At 72.2% G+C, this 22,738-nt stretch carries 17 protein-coding genes; 9 read left to right on the forward strand and 8 right to left on the reverse strand.

The annotated features are described in order from the left end of the window. The first annotated feature begins 104 nt into the window (after positions 1-104). The 4 genes from O7605_RS10595 to O7605_RS10610 all read left to right on the forward strand — a co-directional run bounded on the left by O7605_RS10595 (position 105) and on the right by O7605_RS10610 (position 5,169). Positions 105-1,073: an AraC family transcriptional regulator gene (locus O7605_RS10595; protein ID WP_269739023.1), complete on the forward strand. Its 969-nt coding sequence runs from the start codon at positions 105-107 to the stop codon at positions 1,071-1,073. 80 nt (positions 1,074-1,153) lie between these two features. Next, complete coding sequence (locus O7605_RS10600; RefSeq protein WP_269739024.1) at positions 1,154-3,955, forward strand: ATP-binding protein; 2,802 nt, start codon at positions 1,154-1,156, stop codon at positions 3,953-3,955. 142 nt (positions 3,956-4,097) lie between these two features. Beyond that, entirely contained in the window at positions 4,098-4,622 is a 525-nt protein-coding gene (locus tag O7605_RS10605; protein WP_269739025.1) for a hypothetical protein, read from the forward strand. A 22-nt stretch (positions 4,623-4,644) separates the two neighbouring features. Beyond that, positions 4,645-5,169, forward strand: a complete 525-nt coding sequence (locus O7605_RS10610; protein WP_269739026.1) for a DUF3558 family protein — start codon at positions 4,645-4,647, stop codon at positions 5,167-5,169. 15 nt (positions 5,170-5,184) lie between these two features. Here the strand turns inward: O7605_RS10610 and O7605_RS10615 are convergent, their stop codons facing one another. Further along, positions 5,185-6,408 (reverse strand): FUSC family protein, encoded by a 1,224-nt coding sequence (locus O7605_RS10615; RefSeq protein WP_269739027.1) that lies wholly within the window; start codon positions 6,406-6,408, stop codon positions 5,185-5,187. Between the two features lie 8 nt (positions 6,409-6,416). Beyond that, a complete protein-coding gene (locus tag O7605_RS10620; protein ID WP_269739028.1) occupies positions 6,417-6,542 on the reverse strand; it encodes a hypothetical protein in 126 nt (41 codons plus the stop codon). A gap of 162 nt (positions 6,543-6,704) precedes the next feature. On the opposite strand from O7605_RS10620, the gene O7605_RS10625 reads away from it, so the two are divergent. Both O7605_RS10625 and O7605_RS10630 read left to right on the forward strand, forming a co-directional pair. Then, the gene (locus O7605_RS10625) at positions 6,705-8,816 is read left to right on the forward strand and encodes a cellulase family glycosylhydrolase (protein WP_269739029.1); all 2,112 of its coding nucleotides are present in this window, start codon (positions 6,705-6,707) and stop codon (positions 8,814-8,816) included. A gap of 62 nt (positions 8,817-8,878) precedes the next feature. Continuing rightward, positions 8,879-9,259, forward strand: coding sequence for a YccF domain-containing protein (locus O7605_RS10630; protein ID WP_269739030.1), 381 nt, complete (start codon positions 8,879-8,881; stop codon positions 9,257-9,259). Between the two features lie 22 nt (positions 9,260-9,281). Here the strand turns inward: O7605_RS10630 and O7605_RS10635 are convergent, their stop codons facing one another. The 4 genes from O7605_RS10635 to O7605_RS10650 all read right to left on the reverse strand — a co-directional run bounded on the left by O7605_RS10635 (position 9,282) and on the right by O7605_RS10650 (position 13,962). Further along, the gene (locus O7605_RS10635) at positions 9,282-10,196 is read right to left on the reverse strand and encodes a cation diffusion facilitator family transporter (protein WP_269739031.1); all 915 of its coding nucleotides are present in this window, start codon (positions 10,194-10,196) and stop codon (positions 9,282-9,284) included. 182 nt (positions 10,197-10,378) lie between these two features. Beyond that, on the reverse strand, positions 10,379-11,755 hold the full coding sequence (locus tag O7605_RS10640) for an FAD-dependent oxidoreductase (protein WP_269739032.1): 1,377 nt from the start codon (positions 11,753-11,755) through the stop codon (positions 10,379-10,381). A 171-nt stretch (positions 11,756-11,926) separates the two neighbouring features. Next, positions 11,927-12,823 carry a bile acid:sodium symporter family protein gene (locus O7605_RS10645; RefSeq protein WP_269739033.1) on the reverse strand — a complete coding sequence of 299 codons (897 nt, stop codon included), beginning with the start codon at positions 12,821-12,823 and terminating at the stop codon, positions 11,927-11,929. Positions 12,824-12,894: 71 nt separating this feature from the next. Further along, positions 12,895-13,962 carry a DUF2855 family protein gene (locus tag O7605_RS10650; RefSeq protein ID WP_269739034.1) on the reverse strand — a complete coding sequence of 356 codons (1,068 nt, stop codon included), beginning with the start codon at positions 13,960-13,962 and terminating at the stop codon, positions 12,895-12,897. Positions 13,963-14,109: 147 nt separating this feature from the next. On the opposite strand from O7605_RS10650, the gene O7605_RS10655 reads away from it, so the two are divergent. After that, on the forward strand, positions 14,110-14,706 hold the full coding sequence (locus O7605_RS10655; RefSeq protein ID WP_269739035.1) for a SigE family RNA polymerase sigma factor: 597 nt from the start codon (positions 14,110-14,112) through the stop codon (positions 14,704-14,706). Next, the gene (locus O7605_RS10660; protein ID WP_269739036.1) at positions 14,696-16,063 is read left to right on the forward strand and encodes a hypothetical protein; all 1,368 of its coding nucleotides are present in this window, start codon (positions 14,696-14,698) and stop codon (positions 16,061-16,063) included. Before O7605_RS10655 ends, O7605_RS10660 begins: the two co-directional genes overlap by 11 nt. A gap of 55 nt (positions 16,064-16,118) precedes the next feature. Here O7605_RS10660 and O7605_RS10665 read toward each other — a convergent pair whose 3' ends face one another. Continuing rightward, on the reverse strand, positions 16,119-16,592 hold the full coding sequence (locus tag O7605_RS10665) for an SRPBCC family protein (RefSeq protein WP_269739037.1): 474 nt from the start codon (positions 16,590-16,592) through the stop codon (positions 16,119-16,121). Between the two features lie 101 nt (positions 16,593-16,693). Then, positions 16,694-22,189, reverse strand: coding sequence for an ATP-binding protein (locus O7605_RS10670; protein WP_269739038.1), 5,496 nt, complete (start codon positions 22,187-22,189; stop codon positions 16,694-16,696). Between the two features lie 306 nt (positions 22,190-22,495). Here O7605_RS10670 and O7605_RS10675 point away from each other — a divergent pair, with 306 nt between their 5' ends. Further along, on the forward strand, positions 22,496-22,717 hold the full coding sequence (locus tag O7605_RS10675; RefSeq protein ID WP_099851929.1) for a hypothetical protein: 222 nt from the start codon (positions 22,496-22,498) through the stop codon (positions 22,715-22,717). The last annotated feature ends 21 nt before the right edge of the window (positions 22,718-22,738 follow it).

Genomic DNA, 22,738 nt, shown 5'->3' on the forward strand with positions numbered 1-22,738 from the left:
GAATCCTGGCTCCGCATGTCCTACCGCTCTCCGGATCCACCACGTCCCGTCGGGTGCCGTCCCGGCGTGCCGAAGCGCCCTCCGTCCAGGTCGATGGAGACGTATTGAAGACGAAGGTGCCGACCACCCACCGGTTCGACAGCGGCGACCCGGAAACGATCCACGACTACCTGGCCCACGCCTACCACTCCACGCTCACCATCCGCGCGGCCGTCGACGCCCGCTACCGGTTCCGCCACCACCGGGTGGACGCGGGCTCGTTCTGGTGGGAGACGTTGGACCAGTCCACCCAGCTCGATATCGATGTCGGCCCGTCCACCGCCCTGGTGATCTGCGAGGTCGTCAGCGGGCGCGTCGACCGCTCCTGCGCCGGTGCGCACGGACGGTTCGGGCCGGGCGACGTCTTCCTCGCCACCCTGCCCGACCTGGCCTGCTCAATGCGCTGGCTGCCCGGCAGGATCACCGCCTGTCTGCTGAGTCCCTCCGTGCTGGACCGGGTGACCGGCACCGCGCCCGCCGGCCGGGCGAGCAGGATCCGGTTCACCGGGCTGATCCCCGCCATCCCGGCCCTGGCCGGTCTGTGGCGACACACCACGAGCTACCTCCACCACGTCGTGCTGGGCAATCCATACGCGTACCGCGAGCCCCTGGTGATCGCCAACGCGGCCCGGATGCTGGCCGCGTCGGCCCTGGCGGTCTTCCCGCACACCAGCGCGGGCTGGTCGTCCACCCTCGACCAACGGGCCGCCACCACCGCCACGCTGCGCCGGGCGACGGCGTTCATCGAGGAGTACGCCGACCGCGACATCGGTGCGGCCGACATCGCCGCCGCCGCCCAGGTCTCGTTGCGGACCCTGCAACTGGCGTTCCGCCGGCACCTCGACACCACCCCGATGGCGTACCTGCGCCGGGTCCGGCTCGACCGTGCCCACCGCGACCTGATGCAGGCCGACCCGCGGCGGGAAACCGTCTCGGCGATCGCCTCGCGGTGGGGGTTCCTCAGCCACAGCCGGTTCACCGCGCGCTACCACGCCACCTACGGGTTCCCGCCCAGCCGCACCCTGCACGCCTGACGGCCGCGCTGGCCGACCGCCAGGGGCGGGCCACCGTCCGCATGATGGCCGCCCCACCGCATCAATGCCAGAATCGCACCATGCGGGGTACGCTCGTCGGCCGCGACGGGGTGTTCGATCAGTCCTGGCGCGCACTGCGCGAGCCGGGCTCGGTGCTGTTGGAGGGCCCGGCCGGCATCGGCAAGACGACGGTGCTCCGGGAACTGGTCACCGAGGCGAATCGGGCCGGCTGGTCGGTGCTGAGCTGCTCCCCGACCGAGTGCGAGACCGAGCTGCCCTTCGCCGCCCTCGCCGACCTGCTCCGCCCACTGGCGGACCTGGTGGCGGCGCTGCCCCGCCCACAGCGGGTCGCGGCCGAGGTGGTGCTGCTCCTGCGGGACAGCGACGAGACCATCGACGAGCGCGTGGTCGGTGCCGCCACCCGCTCGCTGCTGGAGGCGGCCCTCGCCGCCGGCCGGCCGGTGCTGGTCGCCGTGGACGACGCGCCGTGGCTGGACCGGCCGAGCGAACGAGCGCTGCGGTTCGCGCTTCGCCGGGTCGGGCCCGGGCTGTCCATCCTGGTCAGCTGCCGCACCGACAACACCCCGGCGCCGCGGATCGCGCCACTCGGGCTCGACGCCGGGCCCGGCCGACTGACCCGGCTGACCCTGGCCCCGCTGGGCGTGGGTGCCCTGCACCACCTGCTGCGGGAGCGGGTCGGCGCCGCCCTGAGTCGTTCGCTGCTGGCCCGGATCGCCCGGGAGGCCGCCGGCAACCCCCTCGTCGCCATCGAGGTGACCCGCGCGGTGCAGCGCCTGCCGCAACCCCCGGAACCGGCACAGGACCTGCCGGTGGCCTCCTCGATGCACCAGCTCCTCGGCGAGGTGCTCGCCCGGCTGCCGACCGGCTGCCGGGACGCCGTACGGCTGGCGGCCCTGCTGGGCGTACCGCTGCTTCGGGACCTGGCCGCGGCGGGGATCTCCCCCGCGCTGTTCGACGCCGCGGAGGAGGCCGGGTTGCTCGTGGTCGGGGCGGCCCGGGTGGAGTTCACCCATCCGGTCTACGCCGCCGCGGTCCGCGCCGGCATCCCGCCCGGCGTCCGGCGTGGCCTGCACCGCAGGCTGGCCGAGGTGGTCACCGATCCGGACGAACGGGTCCGGCACCTGGCCCTGTGCAGCACCTCGCCGGATCCGGTGGTCGCCGACGCCCTCGCCGCGGCTGCCGCCCGGCAGTACGCGCGGGGTGCGCCGGAGGCCGCCGCGAACCTGTACGAGTCGGCCGCGCGGCTCACCCCCGCCGACGACGAGGCCGATCGTGGCCAGCGGCTGTTGGCGGCGGCCCGGTGTCGCTTCGGATGCGGCGACCATCCCGGGGCACGGGTCGCCGCCGAGGCGGTGGCCGCCGGGTTCGACGGCGACGTCCGGGCGGAGGCGCTGCTGCTGCGCGCGGTGGTCGCGTGGAGTGCCGACGAGTCCGGCGGTACGGCGGTCGAGGCAGCCGGCCGGGCGCTGGCCGCGACCCGTCCGGATGCCCCGCTGGCCGGCCGAATCCACGCCCACCTGGCGCTCTTCGTCGACCTGCCGGATCCGGCGCGGGCCCACGCCGAGGCCGCCATCGCCCTGCTCACCGGTGCCGGTGGGGACCGCACGCTGCTCGCCGCGGCGCTGCTGCACCTGTTCTTCAACGAGGTACGCGCCGGTGAACCGCCCCGCGTCGAACTGCTCGACCGGGCGCTGGAGATGGAGGGGCCGGAACCGTCCTGGCTCGCCGGCACGATCCCGGCGATCTGGTGGAAGTCGATCGACGATCCGGCGCGGGCCCGACGACGGCTGGGCCGGATGCTCGACCTGGCGGCGGCCCGGTGCGACGAGCCCTCGCAGTACGACCTGCTCAAACACCTCGGCGAGACCGAGCTGCTCGCCGGCCGGTGGTCGACCGCCGAACGGCACATCGCGGCCGCCCGGGAACTCGGCGAGCTTCTGGGCACCGAGGCGACCGCGGAGATCTGGCTGGCCGGGCTGCTCGACGCGTTGCGCGGCCGGCTCGACGTGGCGCAGCGGGTGGCCGAGCAGGGGCTGCGACTGGGTGAGCGGCTCGACGACGACTGGTGTCGGCGGATCCACCTGCAACTGGGCGCCTTCGTGGCGCTCTGCGCTGGCCGGATGGCCGACGCCGCGACCGGATACGGTCGGCTCGCCGCGACGGTCGACCGGATGGGTCTGGTCGAGCCGCTGGCACAGCGCTTCGAGCCCGACTGGATCGAGGCCTGCGTGGGCGCCGGTGACCTCGTCACGGCGCGGGACGCCCTGGCCCGGCTGGCGGAGCGGCACCGGCGGTTACCCCGGCCCTGGACGCGGCTGGGGCTCGCGCGCAGCCGGGCCCTGCTGGCCAGCGCCAGCGGCGCCGACCCGTCGGTCGCCCTGGACGAACTGACCGCCGCGCGGTCCGCCGTACCGCCGGAGGTGCTGCCGCTGGACCGGGCCAGGTGTCTGCTGGTCGAGGGCGTGGTGCACCGCCGGTCCCGCCGCAAGCGCCCGGCCAGGGAGGCACTGGCCGCCGCGGCGGCCGAGTTCGACGCGCTGGGCGCGACCGTGTTCGGCGGGCGGGCCCGGGCCGAGGCCGCCCGGCTCGGCGGGCGGCCGCCCGCACCGTCGGACCTCACCGCCACCGAGGAGCGGGTCGCCCGGCTCGCCGCACAGGGACGGACCAGCCGGGCCATCGCCGACGAACTGTTCGTCAGCCCGAAGACCGTCGAGACCAACCTGTCCCGGGTCTACCGCAAGCTGGGCATCTCCCGTCGGGCGGAACTGGGCGCCGCGCTGGCCCGGGTCGGTGGAGCCGACGAACAGGCGCGCCGGTCGACGGCCACCGCCGGTACGCCGGCCGGCGCGGTCAAAGGCTAGGGAAACGCCGGATTCATCCACGGCCGGGTGGTCGTAGCGTCGAGCTGTCACTCCCGCCGGACCGGCTTCTCACCGGCGCGATCCCACACCATGTCGAGCTGCCCGGCCCGGTCGCGGCCGGTGTCCGAAGGGAACCGAACACGTGCGTCGACTGATCATGCCCGTGGTGGTGGTGGCCGCGCTCGCGCTGACCGGCTGCGACAGCGCGGACCCTGCGCCACCGGCGGCCGGCCCCGGCGCGGACGCCGACGCGGAGACCGACCTCGACCTGCCCGCCGACGGTGCCGGCAACCAGACCCCGGCCTGCCCGTTCACCGCGGCCCAGGTCTCCGAGCTGGTCGGCCAGTCGATGGTCGACGACGGCAACTGCAGCTTCGGCGACGGCAAGGGGGTGGCGGCGCTGTCCGTGACGACCGCTTCCCAGTTGGCCGGCGAGACGACCTACGACTTTCAGCGCCAGCAGGCCGAGCAGAGCTACCAGACGGTGACGGACCTCGACGGCGACGGTAAGGGTTACCTGGCGGTCAAGGACATCGGCGCCGAGGCGGTGCTGGTCGGCGGTGCCGGCAGCTTCACCGTGACGTTGAGCAGCTTCGAGCGTCTCGGCGCGGAGCCCGACGGCTACGCGCAGGCGCTGCGCCGGCTGCTCGACGCCCTGCCCCGGTGACACCAGCCCCGAGGAGACGACCGTGAGGTACCTCAAGCTCACCGCGGCGGCCGCTGCCGTCGCCGTGCTCACCGCCTGCGGCGGCAGCGCCGAACCGGCTGCCGCCCCGCCGCCACCGACCGAGGTGGCGGAGCCGGCACCGCCCAGCGAGGCGACCGAGCCGGAGCCGTCGACCGAGGCACCGCAGGTCGACGCCTGTGCCCTGGTGCCCAAGGAGGACGCCGAGAAGCTGGCCGGCACCCGCCTGGAGGATCCGGTGCCGGTCCGCGAGACCTGCACCTACACCGGGCCGACGTCGGGGCCGTTGGCGCAGGTGGAGGTGTACGTGGGCGACGGGGCCAAGAAGATCCTCGACGTCGACCGTGACCTCGACCATGAGTTCGAGACGCTGTCCGGAATCGGGGACGAGGCGTACCTGGAGGACGGCGCGGTCTTCTTCCAGGCCGCCGGGGTGTGGGTGGCGATCCGGCTGGTCCGGCTCGACGACCCGGCGAAGTACGACAAGCCACTGACCGAGCTGGCCCGGACGGTCGCCGGACGGCTCTGAGTCCGGCCGGGCCGATCACGCCGCCTTCCGTTCGGCAGGCGACGGCTCCCCCTCCTCACTCCGCAGCTCGTGACGCTGCGCCTCGAAGCGTCGCCGGATCACCGCGACGGCCTCCTCCTCGTGGCAGCCGAGGCTGCGCAGCAGGTCGGTGGCGACGGTACGGATCTGGGCCACCACCACGCTGCCGGAGAAGCCGACCCCATCCTCGTACGCCTCCGCGGCCCGGTCGACCGCCTTGAGGACCAACTGCTCGGACCGGTTCGTCTGATGCCCGCTCTCCGCCTCGACCTGCAACAACGCCAGGGCGTCACCGAAGTAGTGCACCGCGGCGGCCAGCCCGGCCGGGATCGGTTCGCCGTCACGGACCGCGGTGGCCGCCCGGCGCAGCATCTCCTGACCGCCCCCGACGGACAGGTCGAGGTAGCGGGTACCGCGTTGGTAGTGCTCGAATTCTCGCCGCCGGTGCCAGCGGGCCGGCGACACCGCCACCGCCTCCCCCGCACCGGAGACGGCGTCGTTGAGCAGTGCCAGTTGAGGGGTCAGACCGTACAGCCCGTCCCGGGCCCGGGCGACCGCCCCGGCGTCACATCGGGACATCCCGTCCGCGGCGTTGTGCAGGTGTTCGATCAGGGCGGCGAAGAGCGGGCGGGCGGCCCGTTGGATGATGCGCACCGGGTTGACCGGTAGCAGGGCCACCACCACCACGGCGGAGATCGCGCCGATGACCGCGTCGATCACCCGCGGCACCTCCAGTCCCCGCTGGATCGGCGAGAGGGTGGCGATCAGCACCGCCGTACCGCCGGCCTGGGTGACCACCGCGCCACCCCGGCTCATCGTCAGCGCGAGCAGGATGGCCAGGGTGACCACGGTGCCGATCTGCCAGGGACCGGTGCCGATCACCATGATCAGCGCGTCGCCCACCAGCAGGCCGGCCAGCACGCCGACCAGCAGTTCGAGAGTGCGGCGGGTCCGCCGCCCGATCGCGGCGGCGATGGTGCCGACGGCGGCGCTGGGCGCGAACACCGGCGACGGGTGGTTCAGCAGCTCGTGCGCCAGCGTCCAGGCGAGCGCGGCGGCCACCCCGGACTGCACCGCGAGGATGGCGTACAGCTCCAGGCTCCGGCGTCGCTCCCGCCAATTGATCTTCCGGCTGATGCCGCCGACCGTCTCGGCGACCCCGGCCTCGAACCGGTCACCGGCACGACGCGCCCAGCCCCGGTCGTCCTCCGCCCCCGCCACACCGCCGACTACCCCACGAGGGTGCGCTCATTCGCCGCCGGCCGGACCAGTGCCGCCCGGCTCCGGCTGCCGCCACCGAGCCGCTGGCCGTCGGTTCCACCCTTGCGGTACGACCGGCAACCCTGTTTGCCCATCGGGTCACCTTCCCCACCTGGAGAGAAAGGGTTGAGATCGCGAATCGTCGATTGACAAAGTTGATGATCCCAACTTATGGTGCGAGCCGGCCGGATGTTTCCGGTGGACCGGCGGCGCCCGGCCAGCCACCCCGTTGACACCATCACCACGCGAGGAGCGTCATGGCTGGGCTGAAGGGCACACTCCGCAGGACACGATGGCGATTCGGCCTGGTCGCCAGCGGTATCGCCGCACTACTCGCCGGTGCCGGCCTGATCACCGCCGGCACCGCCCACGCGGCGGCCGGATGCCGGGTGACGTACTCCGCCCCCAGCCAGTGGCCGGGCGGGTTCACCGCGAACGTCGCGGTGACGAACCTCGGTGACCCACTGAACGGCTGGCGACTGACCTGGACGTTCCCCTCCGGGCAGCGGGTCACCCAGGCCTGGAACGCCACGGTCACCTCGTCCGGCAACGACGTCACCGCCAGCAACGTCGGCTACAACGCCGCGCTGGGCACCAACCAGACCGTGTCGTTCGGCTTCAACGGGTCGTGGTCGGGCAGCAACACGACACCGACCACGTTCGCCCTCAACGGCGTCACCTGCACCGGCAGCGTCGGCACCACCCCGCCGCCGACCACCACCCCGCCGCCGAGCACGCCCCCGCCGACGACCCCGCCGCCCACGTCGCCGCCGGCCGGCGACCCGATGGCCTACGTGGCCGCGATGCAGCCCGGCTGGAACCTCGGCAACACCTTCGACGCGGTCGGCGCCGACGAGACCGCGTGGGGCAACCCGCGCGTCACCCAGGCACAGCTCGACGCCATCCGGGCACAGGGCTTCAACAGCATCCGCATCCCGGTGACCTGGAGCAACCACCACGGCCCCGCCCCGTCGTACACCATCGACGCGGCCTGGCTGAACCGCGTCAAGGAGGTCGTCGGCTGGGCCCTGGACGACGGCTTCTACGTGATGATCAACCTGCACCACGACTCGTGGCAGTGGATCAACGAGATGCCGACGAACCGGACCACGGTGCTCAACCGCTACAACGCGCTGTGGACCCAGATCGCCGCCGCGTTCCGGGACCACTCGCCGAGGCTGCACTTCGAGAGCGTCAACGAGCCGCAGTTCGCCAACAGCTCCGGCGACGCCCAGAACGCGGAGCTGCTGCACGAGTTGAACGTCAACTTCCACCGGATCGTGCGCGCCTCCGGCGGCGTCAACGCCACCCGGATGCTGGTCCTGCCGACCCTGCACACCTCCTCCGAGCAGGCCCGGATCAACGAGCTGACCACGACGATCAACCAGCTCAACGACCGCAACCTGATCGCCACCGTGCACTTCTACGGCTACTGGCCGTTCAGCGTCAACGTGGCCGGCGGCACCCGCTTCGACGCCACCACCCAGCAGGACCTGACCGACTCGTTCGACCGGGTGCACAACGCCTTCGTGACCCGCAACATCCCGGTCGTGATCGGCGAGTACGGGCTGCTCGGCTTCGACCGGCACACCGGCACCATCCAGCAGGGCGAGAAGCTCAAGTTCTTCGAGTTCCTCGGCCACTACGCCCGGACCAAGCGGATCACCACCCAGCTCTGGGACAACGGCCAGCACTTCGACCGGGTCGCCTTCCAGTGGAAGGACCCGGAGCTGTGGGCCCAGATCAGGTCGAGCTGGACCACCCGTTCCGGCACCGCGTCGTCCGACCAGGTGTACGTGCCGCGTACCGGCTCGATCACCGCGAAGTCGTTGACCCTCAACCTGAACGGCACCACCTTCTCCGGGTTGCGCCAGGGCAGCACCAACCTGGTGCAGGGCACCGACTACACGGTTTCCGGCAACCAGCTCACCATCACCGCGAGCGCGCTCACCCGGCTGGTCGGCAACCGGGCGTACGGGGTCAACGCCAGCCTCCAGGCCCGGTTCTCGGCCGGCGTGCCCTGGCGGATCGACGTGATCACCTACGACACGCCGGTGCTGTCCAACGCCACCGGCACGACCGCCGCGTTCGCCATCCCCACCCAGTTCCGCGGCGACCAGCTCGCCACCATGGAGGCGAGGTACGCCGACGGCAGCAACGCCGGCCCGCACGACTGGACGTCGTTCAAGGAGTTCGACGTGGCCTTCTCACCCGACTACCCGGGTAACCGGATCACGTTGACCGACACCTTCTTCGGCGAGGTCCGCGACGGTGCGCCGGTCACCCTCACCTTCCACTTCTGGAGCGGCGCCCAGGTCACCTACCGCGTCACCAGGTCCGGCAGCAACGTCACCGGGGTCACCGGCTGACCGGCCCGCGCCACCGGCCGCCCACCGGGTGGCCGGTGGCGCGCGGCGGTCATCATGGGCTCATGATCCGATTCCTGCTGAACGTGCTCTGGCTCATCTTCGGCGGTGGCCTGGTGCTGGCGATCGGCTACGGTGTCGCCGCCCTGATCTGCTTCGTGCTCGTCATCACCATCCCGTTCGGCGTGGCGTCGCTGCGGCTGGCGTCGTACTCGCTGTGGCCGTTCGGCCGGACCCTGGTACCCAAGCCCGGCGTCGGGGTGGCCTCGGGTCTGGCCAACGTCATCTGGGTGCTGCTGGCCGGCTGGTGGCTGGCGCTCTCGCACATCGTCGCCGGTGTCGGCCTCTGCCTGACCATCATCGGGATCCCGTTCGGCGTGGCCAACTTCAAGCTCGTGCCGGCGGCGATCTGGCCGTTGGGGCAGGAGGTCGTCCCCGCACCGTGACCCGGTTCCGGCCGCTGACGACTCACCAGTGGGCGCCGCCGCAGACGCCTTCGGCATCGCGTGGTTCGACCTGCAAGGTGGCGTGCTCGATGGTGAAGCGGTCGTGCAGCAGTTGCCGGGCGGCGGTCAGCACCGGGGCCAGCTCGGCTCCGGTGTCCAGGGTGAGGTGTGCCGAGGCCACCTCCATGCCCGAGGTCAGCGTCCACACGTGCAGGTCGTGCACGTCGGCGACGCCGTCGAGCCCGCGCAGCCCGTCGCGTACCTCGGCGACGTCCAGGTGTGGCGGCGCGGCCTGCACCAGCACCCGCAGCGCGGCGCGGGCGAGGCGGTAGGTGCGCGGCAGAATGAACAGCGCCACCGCGACGGCGACGATCGGGTCCGCGTACCACCAGCCGGTCAGCGCGATCACCCCGGCCGCGACGAGCACGCCGACCGAGGCGAGCAGGTCACCGAGAACCTCCAGGTAGGCGCCGCGCACGTTGAGGCTCTCCGTCGACCCGGCGCGCAGCAGCAGGAAGGCGACCACGTTGGCGACCAGCCCGCCGACGGCCACCACGAGCATCGGGCCGACCAGCACCTCCGGCGGCTCGTCGAGCCGCCGCAGCGCCGCCACCAGCACGTAGAGGGCCACCCCGGAGAGCAGCACCGCGTTGGCCAGCGCCGCCAGGACCTCCATCCGGTACAGGCCGAAGGTGCGCTGACCCGCCCGGGTGGCCCGGCTCGCGGCGGTGATCGCGGCGAGTGCCATGCCGATCCCCAGCACGTCGGTGAACATGTGGCCGGCGTCCGACAGCAGGGCCAGCGAGCCGCTGACCCAGGCACCGACCGCCTCCACCAGCATGACGACCGTCAGCAGGACGAAGGCCGCCCACAGCCGCCCGCGGTGCTTCTCCCCCGCCCGGGCGACCTGCCGCCCGTGATCGTGCCCACCCCCCACCCCAACCTCCTCGAAACCCGCAACCCCACCCACGAAAAACATATGCTGACATTGCTATAAATGCAACAGTCGCGCCCCACCTACCCCCGCGATCTTGCACTTGTGGTCCCGAGATGCACCTTTCCTCCGCTTGTGCGGGGGCAGGAAGTGCAAGATCGCGGGGAGGGAGCGGTGGGGTGGGGTCAGCGGGCGCGGCGGTTGGCGAGCAGGGCGTTGAGGATGACCGTGGGGGTGGCCAGCGAACTCGGGTGCTTGCGCATCGAGACGACGTCGTTGAACCGGCGGGCGGTGGCCACGTCGGTGACGGTCGCCGCGATGATCTGCCGGCTCACCCAGCTGGAGAGCCGGTAGCCGCGTGGATAGGGACCGTCGACGTGCGGCAACGCCAGGTCGGCCGAGGTGGAGATCGACCAGGCGGCGTCGACCACGACCTTCTGGAGGGCGAAGAAGTGACGGGCCGGCAGGCCGAGGTCCGGGCCGGACCGCAGGTAGCTGGCCAGGCAGGCCGCGTGCAGCGCGGCGGCGGTGATGCCCTGGCCGTACACCGGATTGAACGAGGCGACCGCGTCACCGACGCTCACCAGCGCCGCCGGCAGCCGGGTCAGCGCGTGGAAGTCCCGGCGCCGGCTGTCGGCGTGCCGGTAGGTCTGCACGTCGCCGAGGAGTTCGCTGTCGGCGACCATCGCGAACTCCGGCGGAAACTGCTCCCGCAGCCGGCGGACGAAATCCTCGGCGGTGCGGCCGGGACGGTTCTCCCCGTAGCCGGCCATCATGGCCATCCACCGACCGTCCTCGATCGCGAAGAAGGCGGCACCGGCCACGTCCACCGACCTCGTCGGGCTGTTCAGCGCCAGCACCACCGCGTGCTCCGGATTCGCCTCGGAGCGCCGGAACAACGCGGTCGCGTAGTTGAGGTGCACCGTCATCCGCCGCAGCGCCGGCCGCTCCCAGCCGGCCTCCGCCAACCAGTCGGACAGCCGGCTGGACCGCCCCATGGCGTCCACCACCAGGTCGGCGTGCTCGACACCGGGCGAACCGCCGACGTCGCACCGCACGCCGCTGGTCACGTCGCCGTCGAAGACCAGGCCGGTGGCCCGCGCGGTGATCGTCTTGACGTTCGGCAGTCGCAGCACCTGCTGCCGGATCAACGACTCCAGCAGCGGCCGGCTGCCGGCCAGGCTGTCCGCGTCGTCCGGCACGACGACCTTCAGCCGGCCGTCCAGGTAGGTCCGCCGGGCCGCGGGCGGAGCCTCCACCGCCCCCCGCGCCAGGGCCTGCTCCCGGAACCCGGGGAACAGCTGCTCCAACAGGAGGAACCCGCCGGGCAACAGGGCGTGCAGCTGGGTTCCCTGTGGTACGCCCGGCCGTCCACCGGTGGCGTGCAGGTCGTCGCGGTCGACGACCACCACGCACTCGGCGTGGTCGGACAGCACCCGGGCGGCCAGCATCCCGGCGATGCTGCCGCCGACGACCACCGCCTTGCCGATGACGGGAGACGACTGGTCGGGCGGTCGCACCGCGTTCAGCGCGGCGAGGACCCGAGCCGGGGAGCGGGACATCGTGCTCTCCAAAGGGGTACGAGGTGGGACGCCTTCCCGTCGGCCTGCCAGTGACCGTTGCCCGGGCAGGCCGACGGAGCCGGGCGGTCGGCATGACGCCCAACGATCGTTGCACAGCAAGGGAACGCCGACGGCGATCCGGTCGTACCTCCGTCACACCGCCGCGTCGGCTCAGGTCCGGACGGCACCGTCCGGCGCGGCGTCGCGTCCGCTGCCCGCCCGGTTGACCAGGTACCCGAAGGCGGCAGCCGTGAAGAACATGACGATGCCGTAGACCGCGCCGGGAATCGCCATCCGGGTGCTGTCGAGCAGCGCCGGACTGAGCGCGATGGTGATGGCCAACGTGCTGTTGTGGATGCCGATCTCGAACCCGGCCGCCTTGGCGGCGCTGCGCTCGACCCCGGCCAGCCTCGGCACCCCGTACCCGATGCCGAGGCTGAGCAGGTTGAACGCGAGTACGGCCAGACCGACCGAGACGAAGTAGTCGGCGAGGTTCTCCCGCTCACCGAGCACCGCACCGGCGATCACCGCGACCAGTACCACCACGGACAGCACCCGGACCGGGCGGTCCAGTCGCTCGGCCACCCGGGCCCAGCGTGCCCGGATCAGCATGCCGACCACGACCGGGACGAGCACGATCGCGAACACCTGAAGCACCTTGTCGAACTGCAACCCGATGCTCCGCGCGTCGCCGAGGAAGTACGCCGCCGACAGGTTGACCACGATCGGCAGGGTGAACACGGCCAGCACCGAGTTGATGGCGGTCAGGGTGATGTTCAGCGCCACGTGGCCGCCGAACAGGTGACTGTAGAGGTTGGCCGTGGTGCCGCCCGGCGAGGCGGCCAACAGCATCATCCCGACCGCCAGTTCGGGCGGCAGGTCGAAGGCGAGCACCAGGCCGAAGCAGAGCGCCGGGAGCAGCAGCACCTGGCACCCCAGCGCGATGACGGCGGCCTTCGGGTGCCGGGCCACCCGGCGGAAGTCGCCGGTGGTCAGGCCGAGACCCAGACCGAGCATGATGATGCCGAGGGCGACGGGTAGTCCGATCAGGGTCAGAGCGGAGTCCATGACACGACATCGTTACCACCGGGTAATGCACTGGCAATCCTCCATGCGGCCGGGGTGTCCGCTCCCCCCGCTCAGAACTGGACGACCCGCCCCACCCGGGGCGGGGTTCGGCCCGCGAGCACGTCGAGCCAGGCGCTCTCCAGTGCGGCCGGGCCGGTGCCGAGTTGGACGTCGACCCATTCGCCGGCCACCTCGGTGAAGCGCCGCCAGGCGTCGGCGAACCGTCGGTCGAGCCCGTCGCGACCCCAGTCGAGGCGGCGTTTGCGCATCTGCACCGGGGCGAAGAAGACCTCCCCGGCGGCGTCGGCGTTCGGGATCTGGTTGGTCAGGCCGACCGCGATGTCGCGCACCAGCCGGTCGCCGAGGTGCCGCCGCAGGGCGACCCGGGTCGCGGGAGCACCGGACAGGTCGAGGTACGCCGTCGGCACCGGGTCGAGGGCGGTGATCCCGTCGTACGGCAGCACCTCGTCGTAGCAGCCGAGCGCGCGGGTGAACTCGACGTTGCCGGGCGAGGTGAGCCCGACCAGGCGTGGGCCGCGCGCGCGCAGTTCGACGGCGGCGGCGTACGCGGTCTTGCTGGACGCCGACGAGACGACCAGCGACGTCGCGCCGTAGCAGTCGTTGTCGACGACCTGGTCGGCCAGCATGAAGGAGGTGAAGAACAGCGGCCGGAACAGGATCAGCAGGTCCTCCTGGTCGGCCCGGTACGCCGGGTCACCGACGGTCGCGCGGTACCCGTTGTACGGCGACGGCAGGTCGGCCCGGTGCGCGCTGGCGTCCCGGAATCCCGAGGCGTCCACCCTCGCCGGCCGGACCACCAGGTGTCCGGCCGGCGGAAGGTAGCCGTACACCCGGCACCCCACCTCGACCTCGGCGACGGTGGAGGCGACCACCTCGGCGAAGCCCCACACCGGCGGCAGCCCCCACTGCCCTCCCAGCCCATGGTGGTCGGGTGGAAAGAACTCCCAGTAGCGCATCGAGTCGCCGAGCACCGCGTAGGTGACGTTGTTCGCGGTCAGTCCGACACGGTCCACGCGTAACAGCGCCTCGCCGTCGGACAGCGCGGGCACGGCACGCTCCACCAGGGTGGTGCGGCTCAGCTCGGCACGGGCCACGGCGAACGTCCAGGAGGCAGCCATGCCGAAGACGCTAGGCAGCCCCGGCCTCCGAAACAAGATGCACTGTAGGTGCAAAATCCCACTCCTCGTCGGCACCGCACAACCTTTCCGGTCGGCCCGGGGTCTTCCTGTCATGAACGATGCCCAGGCAGGGCTGGAGGGGAGCAGGTGACCGATGACGGCTTCCGCGAGTTCGTCGAGATCAGGTACGCGGACCTGGTCCGGACCGCGTACCTGCTGACCGGTTCCCGTCACGCGGCCGAGGATCTGGTGCAGATCGCGCTGATGCGGGCGATGCGCCGGTGGAGTCAGGTGGACGAGCCGATGGCGTACGTCCGCCGGATCATGGTCAACGAGCGGACCCGGCTCTGGCGGCGGTTCGGTTCCCGGGAGCTCCTCGCCGGTGTCACAGGTTCCTGGCGGTCTCCGAGCGAGCCTGGCCGGGACCTGGCCCACGATGTCGTGGTCCGCGACGAGATGCTCGCCGCGCTGCATCACCTGCCACCCCGGATGCGTGCGGTGCTGGTCCTGCGCTACTGGGAAGACCTCACCGAGGCCCAGATAGCCGACGTGCTCGGATGCTCGGTCGGCACCGTGAAGAGCCAGTCCTCACGGGCGCTCGCCCGGCTCCGGGCGGTGCTGCCGGCGGCACCGCCCCGGCCGGTGACATCGGAACAACCGGCACCGTGCCGCGACGTCGGCAAGGGTTCGCTGGCCGCGGTGCCGGACGCGTCGAGAAGGAGAGATCCGAGCGATGGCCGATGAGATCAGGCACGCGCTGGCCCGGCTCGCCGAACCGGTGGTGCCCGAGCCCGACCCGTACCAGCGGTTGCTACGTCGCGTACGGCGACGCCGGCAGCGACAGGCGGCGGTGACGGGTGTGGCCGCCCTGGTGCTGGGGGTGGTGCTGCTACCGCCGCTCGGTGGGGCGAACCTGCTGACTTCCGACGGGTCGTCGCTGACCACTGCGGCGTACCAGCCGGCGAGCCCGATCGACGATCCGATGGTGCGGCGGCTGCTCGACTCGCCCACCCGCGGCAGCCTGGCCGGCGACACCACACTGATCGCCACCATCGAACGGGAGTACCGGGCCGCCCGCGCCGAACTCCTTGTCGATCCCTCGTTGGAAGACGTGCGGGTGCTGTTCGCCCACGACGCGCCAGGTGCCCGCGTGGTGGTGGTGGCCTACCTGGACGATTCGCACGCACTGCTACGCCAGGGCAGCGGCCCGGCGGGTGCCTCCGTGCCGGAGTTGCTGGACCAGACCGGCACGCCGGACGAGCCACAGGAGCTGACTCCGTATGTCTTCTTCGGACGGCACTCCCTCGCGGACGACGACCACAGCGCCGATCTCGCGGTCGGCCTGGCACCGGCCGGTTGTCAGGTGGAGATCTCCACGGACGGTCGGCTTCAGCCGGACGGATCGATCGTCCGATCCTGGCGGCCGGTCGACACCGACGGTTTTGTGGTGCATGGGGCGGGTGAGACGGCCGGACGGTGGCAGTTCACCTGCGACGGGGTGGTCCGGTACGCCGGCCCGGCGGTCCAGACCGGCATGGTCCGGACGACCGTGCCGATCGCCTCGGCGCTGCGGCAGCCCGACCTCAGCGTCTCCGCCGTCCGCGAACTGCGCGGCATGCTCGACGGCGAAGGACTCACCGGCTCGACGCCCCAGGTGCGCTGGACCGGTCGGTTGCCCGCCTGGGTTCCCGGCGCGCCGGCAGCCGTTCTGGTCCGGTCCTGCTCGGCCGATGGCGGCTGCGCCGCGATGCTGAAGGCCGACGTGCGCGCACTTCCGCGCTCGGAGTCGGCGGTTCTGCTCGACCGTCGCACGGGCGTCGGTAGCTCCGACATCGTCGTTGTGCCGCTACCGGGCGAGACTGCCGGCCTGCTGGTGGCCGGGCCGGAGTCGGCGACGCGCGCCGAGCTTGTCGACGCGCGGGGCTCCACGGTGACCGACGGACCGCTCATCAACGGGCTCGGTGTCTTCGCAGTCGACAATCGTAAGGTTGCCGGGTTGAAGGTCTTCGACGGTGCCGACCAGCTCCTGCTCAGCACGGCCACGCCGCGTCTCACGGCCGACAGCTACCAGCTCGCCGAACCGACGGTCTGGCTCTGGTGACGAACCGGCGCCGTCCCGGAGACCGTGCGGTGTCCGGGACGGCGCCGGTGCGGGCTTACCGGGCCGCCATGCGGCGGGTCAGTTCGGCCGCCCGGTACGCCGCGACCCGACGGGCCTCACCGGCCACGAAGCGCCGCAGCGGCGCCGGCGCGTCGGCGGTGACCCGCTCGTGCACCCGGGTGCCCGCCGACCCGGCGGTCAGCGTCACCACGGCCCGCAGGGACACCCAGCCCGGGCTGCGCACCTGGCTGACCAGCGGGCCGTGCGGCGGCGTCGACACCATGCGTACCCGGATGCGGTTGTCCCACCGCACCGGCCCGACCAGCCGGAACCGCTCGACGGCGAGGTACTCGGCGACCGCGCGGCCCTCGGCGTCGTGACCGTGCCGCACCTCGTCGACCGCCACGATCAGCGGCGACAGTCCGATGTAGCTGCGCGGATCGGCCAGGTGCGCGTACACCACCTCGGGCGGAGCCGCGACGGTGCAGGTGGTATCGAACGCGATCGGCGGCTTCCGGTCCTCGGGCACACCCAATCGTGGCACGCCGACGGCCGGACCATGTCCCGCCACCGGCGTGCCCGACCGCTCGCCACGGTGGTCGAGCGGATCTCCCTGGTCGCCGCGCGGAGCTACCCCGCTGCCGCCTTCGCCAGGCCGCGCTCGACCGCCGCGATGAGCTGCGGCCGCAGTTCCTCGGGCTGGATGATGGCGTCCACCGAGCCGACCTCGACCGCCCGCTGGATGCTGTGCACGCCGTCGAACTCGGCGGCCACCTCCGCCAGCTTCTCCGCCCGCACCGACGCGCGTACGTCCATCAGCCGCGTCACCAGCGCCGCCCGCTGCCCGCCGCTCGCCGCCGCGACGCGGGCCTCCAGCTCGGCCACCCGGGGATCCTTCGCGGTACGGGCGTCGACGTCACCGGCGAACACCACGGCCGCGGCCGGTGCGCCGCCGATGACGGAGGCGAAGGAGCCCGCCACGGCGAGGACCGTCATGTTCGGGTTGAGCGCCTTGGAGAAGACCACGAACGCGCCACCGTGGTACCGCGAGATCACGCAGAAGACGATCGGTCCGTCGAAGTTGACGATCGCCCGGCCGATCTCCGCGCCGTACTCCAGCTGCAACTGGCGCATCGACTCCGGCGAGCCATCGAAGCCGGAGAGGTTCGCCAGCACCACGAGCGGCCGGTTTCCGCTTGCCGCGTTTATCGCCCGGGCGGCCTTCTTGGACGACCGCGGGAAGAGCGTGCCGGCGGTGTAGGTGTCCGGCCCGTCGGTGGGCGGGAACCCGCGCCGGGGCACCGAGCGGGACTCGATGCCGAGCAAGCACACCGGGATGCCGCCGAGGTGCACGTCCTGCACGACCGCCGTCTCCGCGTCGGCCATGCCCGCCCAGCGTTCCAGCACCGCGTGGTCCTGGTCGGCCAGGGCCCGCATCAGCGTACGGATGTCGAACGCCTTCTTGCGGTCGGGGTTGCGTACCCGGGAGAAGATCTCGCCGACGGTGGTGAAGTCGCTGTCCGGCACGGCGTGCGGGTAGTCGGAGATGTCACGGTCGACCGGGTCGGTGGTGACCGCACGACGTGGCCGGCTCTCCCCCGGTGCCACGTAGGCGTGGTCGTGGTACGCCATCAGCACCCGGTGGGCGCCGCGCAGGTCCGGCGCCCAGTACTGGGCCTGACCGTTGGGACCCATCACCCGGTCGTAGCCGCCGATGCCGAAGTTGTCCTCGGCGGAGACCCCACCGGAGAAGTCGAGCGACTGCTTGCCGGTCAGCACCATCGCCGAGTCGGGCGTCATCACCAGGATGCCCCGGGTGTGCATGAGCATCGTGGCCTCGGCGTTCCAGTACGGCTGGGCGCCCACGGTGATGCCCGCGACGACGATGTTGATCTCACCGCCGGCCTGGGTGAACTCGACGATCCGCTTGAGCGCGGCGGCCACCCAGTCCATGTTCTCGGTGCCCGAACTCATCGAGATCCGCGCCCCGGCCGACAGCGCGAACCAGTCGACCGGTACCCGCATCCGCTCGGCCAGGTCGAGCGCGGCGATCACCCGGGCGCACTCCGGCTCGGCCAGCGCGCCCAGCGCCCTGGTCGGGTCGCCGAGCAGCACCACCCGGGTGACACCCTCCGGATAGCGCTCGGTGGGCGTGCTCGCCACCCCGACGACGATGCCTGCCCTGTTCTGGCCCTTGGGTCGCCGCACCGGCACCAGTTCGCCGGAGTCGGTCAGGTCGTGCTCGACGAAGCTGCCGTTGCGGCCGGCCAGCAGCTCGGTCAGCTCGTACGGGTAGGTGGTGCCGCGCCGCCGAGCCGACAGCACCTTCTGCCGGTAGTCGTCGAGCGGTTGGATCAGCTCCGCCGTCGGCTCGGTGACCGAGATGCGCATGCCCTCGGCGTAGGAGATCTGCACCGCGATGTCGGTCAGCTCACCGGTGTCCGTGTCCCGCTGGCGGCCGAGGAACAGCACCTCCTCCAGCCCGGCGTCCGCCGTGATCGGCAGCACCCGCTGGGCGACGGTGTTCAGCTCCTCGATGCTCAGCTCGTTGGGCGGCCAGACGAAGATGGTGATCCGGTTGGTGTCGAACCGCTTCTTCGCCGGGCGCTGCGCCTGCACCTTGCGGATCGCGTCGAGGCAGGCGTCGAGCGCACCCTCGACCGCGGGCAGCGCCAGGATCCGACCGTCGGTGTCGCGCAGCGGGGTGAGGTCGCGTACCTGGGCCATCGCGGCCAGCCGCTCGTCGGCCGGATTGTCCGGGGCGACGCAGTGGAAGAGGTACACCTCCTCGTCGGCCGAGGGCAGCCGGGTCAGGTCGAAGTTGCGCAGCCGGGGCAGTTGCAGACGCTGGGCGATCAGCGGGTGCAGGCCCCGGATCACCCGGTCCTCGCCCAGGTCCGGCCGGAAGGTGAAGTGGTGGTGCATCTCGGCGCCGTTACGTCCGGCGACGGAGACCGTCACCCGCTGGAGCATGTCCAGCAGGCCGGCCTGGTCGAGCACCTCCCGCAGGGTCGCGGCCATCGCGTCCGCGTCGGGCTGCTCGGCCCAGGTCAGGTACACGTCGGCGACCGACGGCACGGGATCGCCGCCCGACACCAGCGAGCCGTCGTCCGCGCCGACCAGCGTGGCGATCTCCGTCAGGGCCGCCGGCAGCCCGGCGAAGTCCGTGGCCGCGGCGACCAGTCGGAAACGTTCACCGTCGCGGTCGTACCCGGCGGTGAAGAACGACCGTCCCGCCACCTCGACGGCCCGGGCGTCGCTCGCGCCACGGCTGCCGTAGTAGCGGCGACTGAGCACCTCGAGCATCGGGCCGTGGTCGACGCCCGGCCGGCCGATGCGCTGGGCGAGCAGCCGGACCAGCGGCTCCGGTGAGGCGACCATCGTCGCGATCCGCTCGGCCCGGTCGGCCGCGCCGGGGTCGCGGTCGAGGTGACGCAGGTTGCGCCGCACGTCGGCGTACACCTCGGCCCGCTTGCGGCGCAGCATCGGCTGCGCCGCCCAGCGGAACACCACGCTGCGGGCGAGGTCGCCGATCACCGGGAAGCGGCGCTGGGTGGCGAAGATCAGGTGTTCCAACGCCTGACCGACCAGCTCGCGCAGGCTTTCGGCCGGCGGCGGCTCGGTCAGCCACCGTTGCAGGAAGGTGACGACCACCTTCACGTCGGCCGCCGCCCGCTGCTGGGCGAGGAAGATCCGGAAGACGGCCTCCTCCAGCTCCGGCGTCCGCTCGAAGTCCTCGACGCCGTAGTGGGCGAGCACCCGGGCGAGGCGCTGACGGAACGTCTCCGGCAGGGCGGCCCGCTCGACGTCGAGGCACTGCAGGTAGGTGTGGAAGTACTCGCGCGGGCTGTGCACCCGGGTGTCGGTCCTGGTCTCCTCACCGGCCGGCCGGTTGCGGCTGAGCTCGGACAGGTCGGCGAAGACCTGGAGCAGCTCGACCTCCTCCTCCAGCGGCCGGTGCGGCAGTTCGGCCCGGGCGGCCAGGTACGCGGCGAGGACTCGGCGCTCGTCACGCGGGTCCAGGTCGTAGCCGAGCAGCAGACTGCGCAGGTCGGCGATGCCCCGCGCGACCCGGTCGCCGGCCGACAGGCCGCTCGGCTCGGGCGGCAGTTCCAGGTCGACGGCGCTGGACTCGGCGACCTCGCTCGCGGTCCCGTCACCGAGCGGCTCCAGGCGCAGCAGCGGTGCGCCGGTCTCCACCTGGCTGCCGACGGAGACCAGGCACTCGCGTACCTTCGCCGCGAACGGGGCGCGCAGCACGGTCTCCATCTTCATGCTCTCCAGCACCAGCACCGGCGCGCCGGCCTCGACCTCGTCGCCCACCGCGAGCGGGGTCGCGACGACGAGCGCGGGTGACAGGGAGCGCAGTACGCCGCCCTCGTCGCGGCTGACCCGGTGCGTGACGCCGTCGACCTCGACCAGGTGGATGGGTCCGTGGGTGTCGGTGACCAGCCGGAACCGCCGACCGTTGACCAGGATCCGTCCGCTGTGCTCGTCGTAGCGCTCCAGTTCGACGTCCACCGTCGCCGTCTCACCGACGCCCACCCGGAACCGGTGTGGTCCGGTCTGCGCGACGGAGACCCGGTAGGTCGCGCCGCGCAGCTTCAGGTCGATCGGCCGGCCGCTGACGTGCTGGACCTGGGGACGGCCGCCGTGCGCGGTGGAGAGCAGGCGCTGCCGCTCCACGTGCGCCTCGTCCTCGTACGCCTCGATGGCGGCGGCGGCCAGCGCCACCCCGGAGTGCCGGGTGCAGACCAGGCGGCCCTGCGCGCGGACCCGGTCGATCCAGCCGGTGTCGGCGCTGGCGTCGATCACCTCGGGCTGGTCCAGCAGGTCGAGCAGGAAGCTCTTGTTGCTCGCACCACCCTCGATGATCACCGTGGTCTCGGTGACCGCGCGGCGCAACCGGCTCAGCGCCTCGTCGCGACTGCGGCCGTACGCGATGATCTTCGCGATCATCGAGTCGAAGTCGGCGGGGATCACGTCGCCCTCGCTGACCCCGGTGTCCACTCGCACGCCGGGTCCGCTGGGCAGCACCAGGCGCACGATCCGACCGGGCGACGGGGCGAAGTCCCGGTCGGGGTCCTCGGCGTTGAGCCGGGCCTCGACGGCGTGCCCCGCCTCGACCGGGATCCGGTCGCCGAGCCGTCCCCCGGCGGCCACCTGGATCTGCGCCTTCACCAGGTCGAAGTCGGTGGTGGCCTCGGTGATCGGGTGCTCCACCTGCAACCGCGTGTTGACCTCCAGGAAGGCGAACATCCGGTCGCCCGGGTGGTAGAGGAACTCCACGGTGCCCGCGCCCCGGTAGTCCACGGCCAGTGCGAGCCGCTCGGCCGCCTCCTTCAGCTCGCGGGTCTGCTCGGCGGAGAGCACCGGCGAGGCGGATTCCTCGATCACCTTCTGGTTGCGTCGCTGCACCGAGCAGTCCCGCACGCCCAGCGCCCACGCGGTGCCCTGGCCGTCGGCGATCACCTGCACCTCGACGTGCCGCGCGCCGGTGACCAGCCGCTCCAGGAAGACCACACCGCTGCCGAACGCGCGCTGCGCCTCCAGGCTCGTGCGCTCGTACGCCTCGGCGAGTTCGGTGTCGCTGCGTACCACCCGGATGCCCCGGCCGCCCCCGCCCGCGGTCGCCTTCAGCATCAGCGGGTAGCCGATCTCGGCCGCGGCGCGCTGGGCCGCGTCGAGGCTCTCCACCGCGCCGCGACTCCACGGCGCCACCGGGACGCCGACCTCCTCGGCGATCAGCTTCGCGCCGATCTTGTCGCCGAGCTTGCGCATCGCCTCCGGGCTCGGGCCGATGAAGGTGACGCCGTTCTTCTCGCAGAGCTCGGCGAAGGCCGGGTCCTCGGCCACGAAGCCCCAACCCACCCAGGCCGCGTCGGCGCCGGTGTCGTGCAACGCCCGTTCCAGCACCCGGTGGTCCAGATACGGTCGGGCGGACGCGGGCCCGAGGCAGTAGCTGTGGTCGGCCTCGCGTACGAAGGTGGCCGACCGCTCCGCCTCGGTGTAGAGCGCGACGGTCTCGATCGGCGGGGCGTCGGTCTCGGCATTGAGCTCGCGAACAGCGTGGATCAGCCGCATGGCGGCCTCTCCCCGGTTGACGATGGCGATGCGGCTGAACACCGAGCAGGCCTCCGGAAGATCGTCCTTGACAGGAGGGGACGCTCCCTCGGACAGGGGGTCCCGCTCAACCAACCTTCGTGGCTACCGGCGGGTAAGGAAGACGTGGGAACTACCACCTCCGGACAACGGATTTTGTCGGGACCCTCCAACGCCACGCTTCGACCCGGACGACGGGTGGTCCGGGTCACCCCGGACGGGCGCTCAACGACCACACCGGGTCGAGACGACAAACACCCTGCGTGGCGGTCAAATCTCCCAAGATCATCAAACGTTTCCCTGACGGACCTGGTGCTATACGGTCAGCGGGTGAGAGTTGAGCGTCACTGGTGGAACGGCGACCACACCCCACGCGGACGTCGGGACGTCTACATCCGCACCGACGGCGAGTCGTGGGAGGTCGAGGCCCGGGCCGGCGGCGGCACCGGCCGCTCGAAGATCTACCCCTGCCCCGGCCGCAAGTCGGCGGAGATCCTGGCCGGCGCGTGGATGGGCGGCCAGAGCCGCTGGCGGGTCGTGGCACCCTCCTGAACCGCACCGGCAGCCGGCTCG

The organism is Verrucosispora sp. WMMA2121 (genome assembly GCF_027460185.1).
Lineage (GTDB): Bacteria > Actinomycetota > Actinomycetes > Mycobacteriales > Micromonosporaceae > Micromonospora > Micromonospora palythoicola.

Excerpts from the sequence above, each read along its gene's own strand:
- O7605_RS10600 (WP_269739024.1), top strand. The coding sequence starts at position 1,154 with ATGCGGGGTACGCTCGTCGGCCGCGACGGGGTGTTCGATCAGTCCTGG.
- O7605_RS10620 (WP_269739028.1), bottom strand. The coding sequence starts at position 6,542 with ATGGGCAAACAGGGTTGCCGGTCGTACCGCAAGGGTGGAACCGACGGC.
- O7605_RS10625 (WP_269739029.1), top strand. The coding sequence starts at position 6,705 with ATGGCTGGGCTGAAGGGCACACTCCGCAGGACACGATGGCGATTCGGC.
- O7605_RS10630 (WP_269739030.1), top strand. The coding sequence starts at position 8,879 with ATGATCCGATTCCTGCTGAACGTGCTCTGGCTCATCTTCGGCGGTGGC.
- O7605_RS10640 (WP_269739032.1), bottom strand. The coding sequence starts at position 11,755 with ATGTCCCGCTCCCCGGCTCGGGTCCTCGCCGCGCTGAACGCGGTGCGA.
- O7605_RS10645 (WP_269739033.1), bottom strand. The coding sequence starts at position 12,823 with ATGGACTCCGCTCTGACCCTGATCGGACTACCCGTCGCCCTCGGCATC.
- O7605_RS10650 (WP_269739034.1), bottom strand. The coding sequence starts at position 13,962 with ATGGCTGCCTCCTGGACGTTCGCCGTGGCCCGTGCCGAGCTGAGCCGC.
- O7605_RS10660 (WP_269739036.1), top strand. The coding sequence starts at position 14,696 with ATGGCCGATGAGATCAGGCACGCGCTGGCCCGGCTCGCCGAACCGGTG.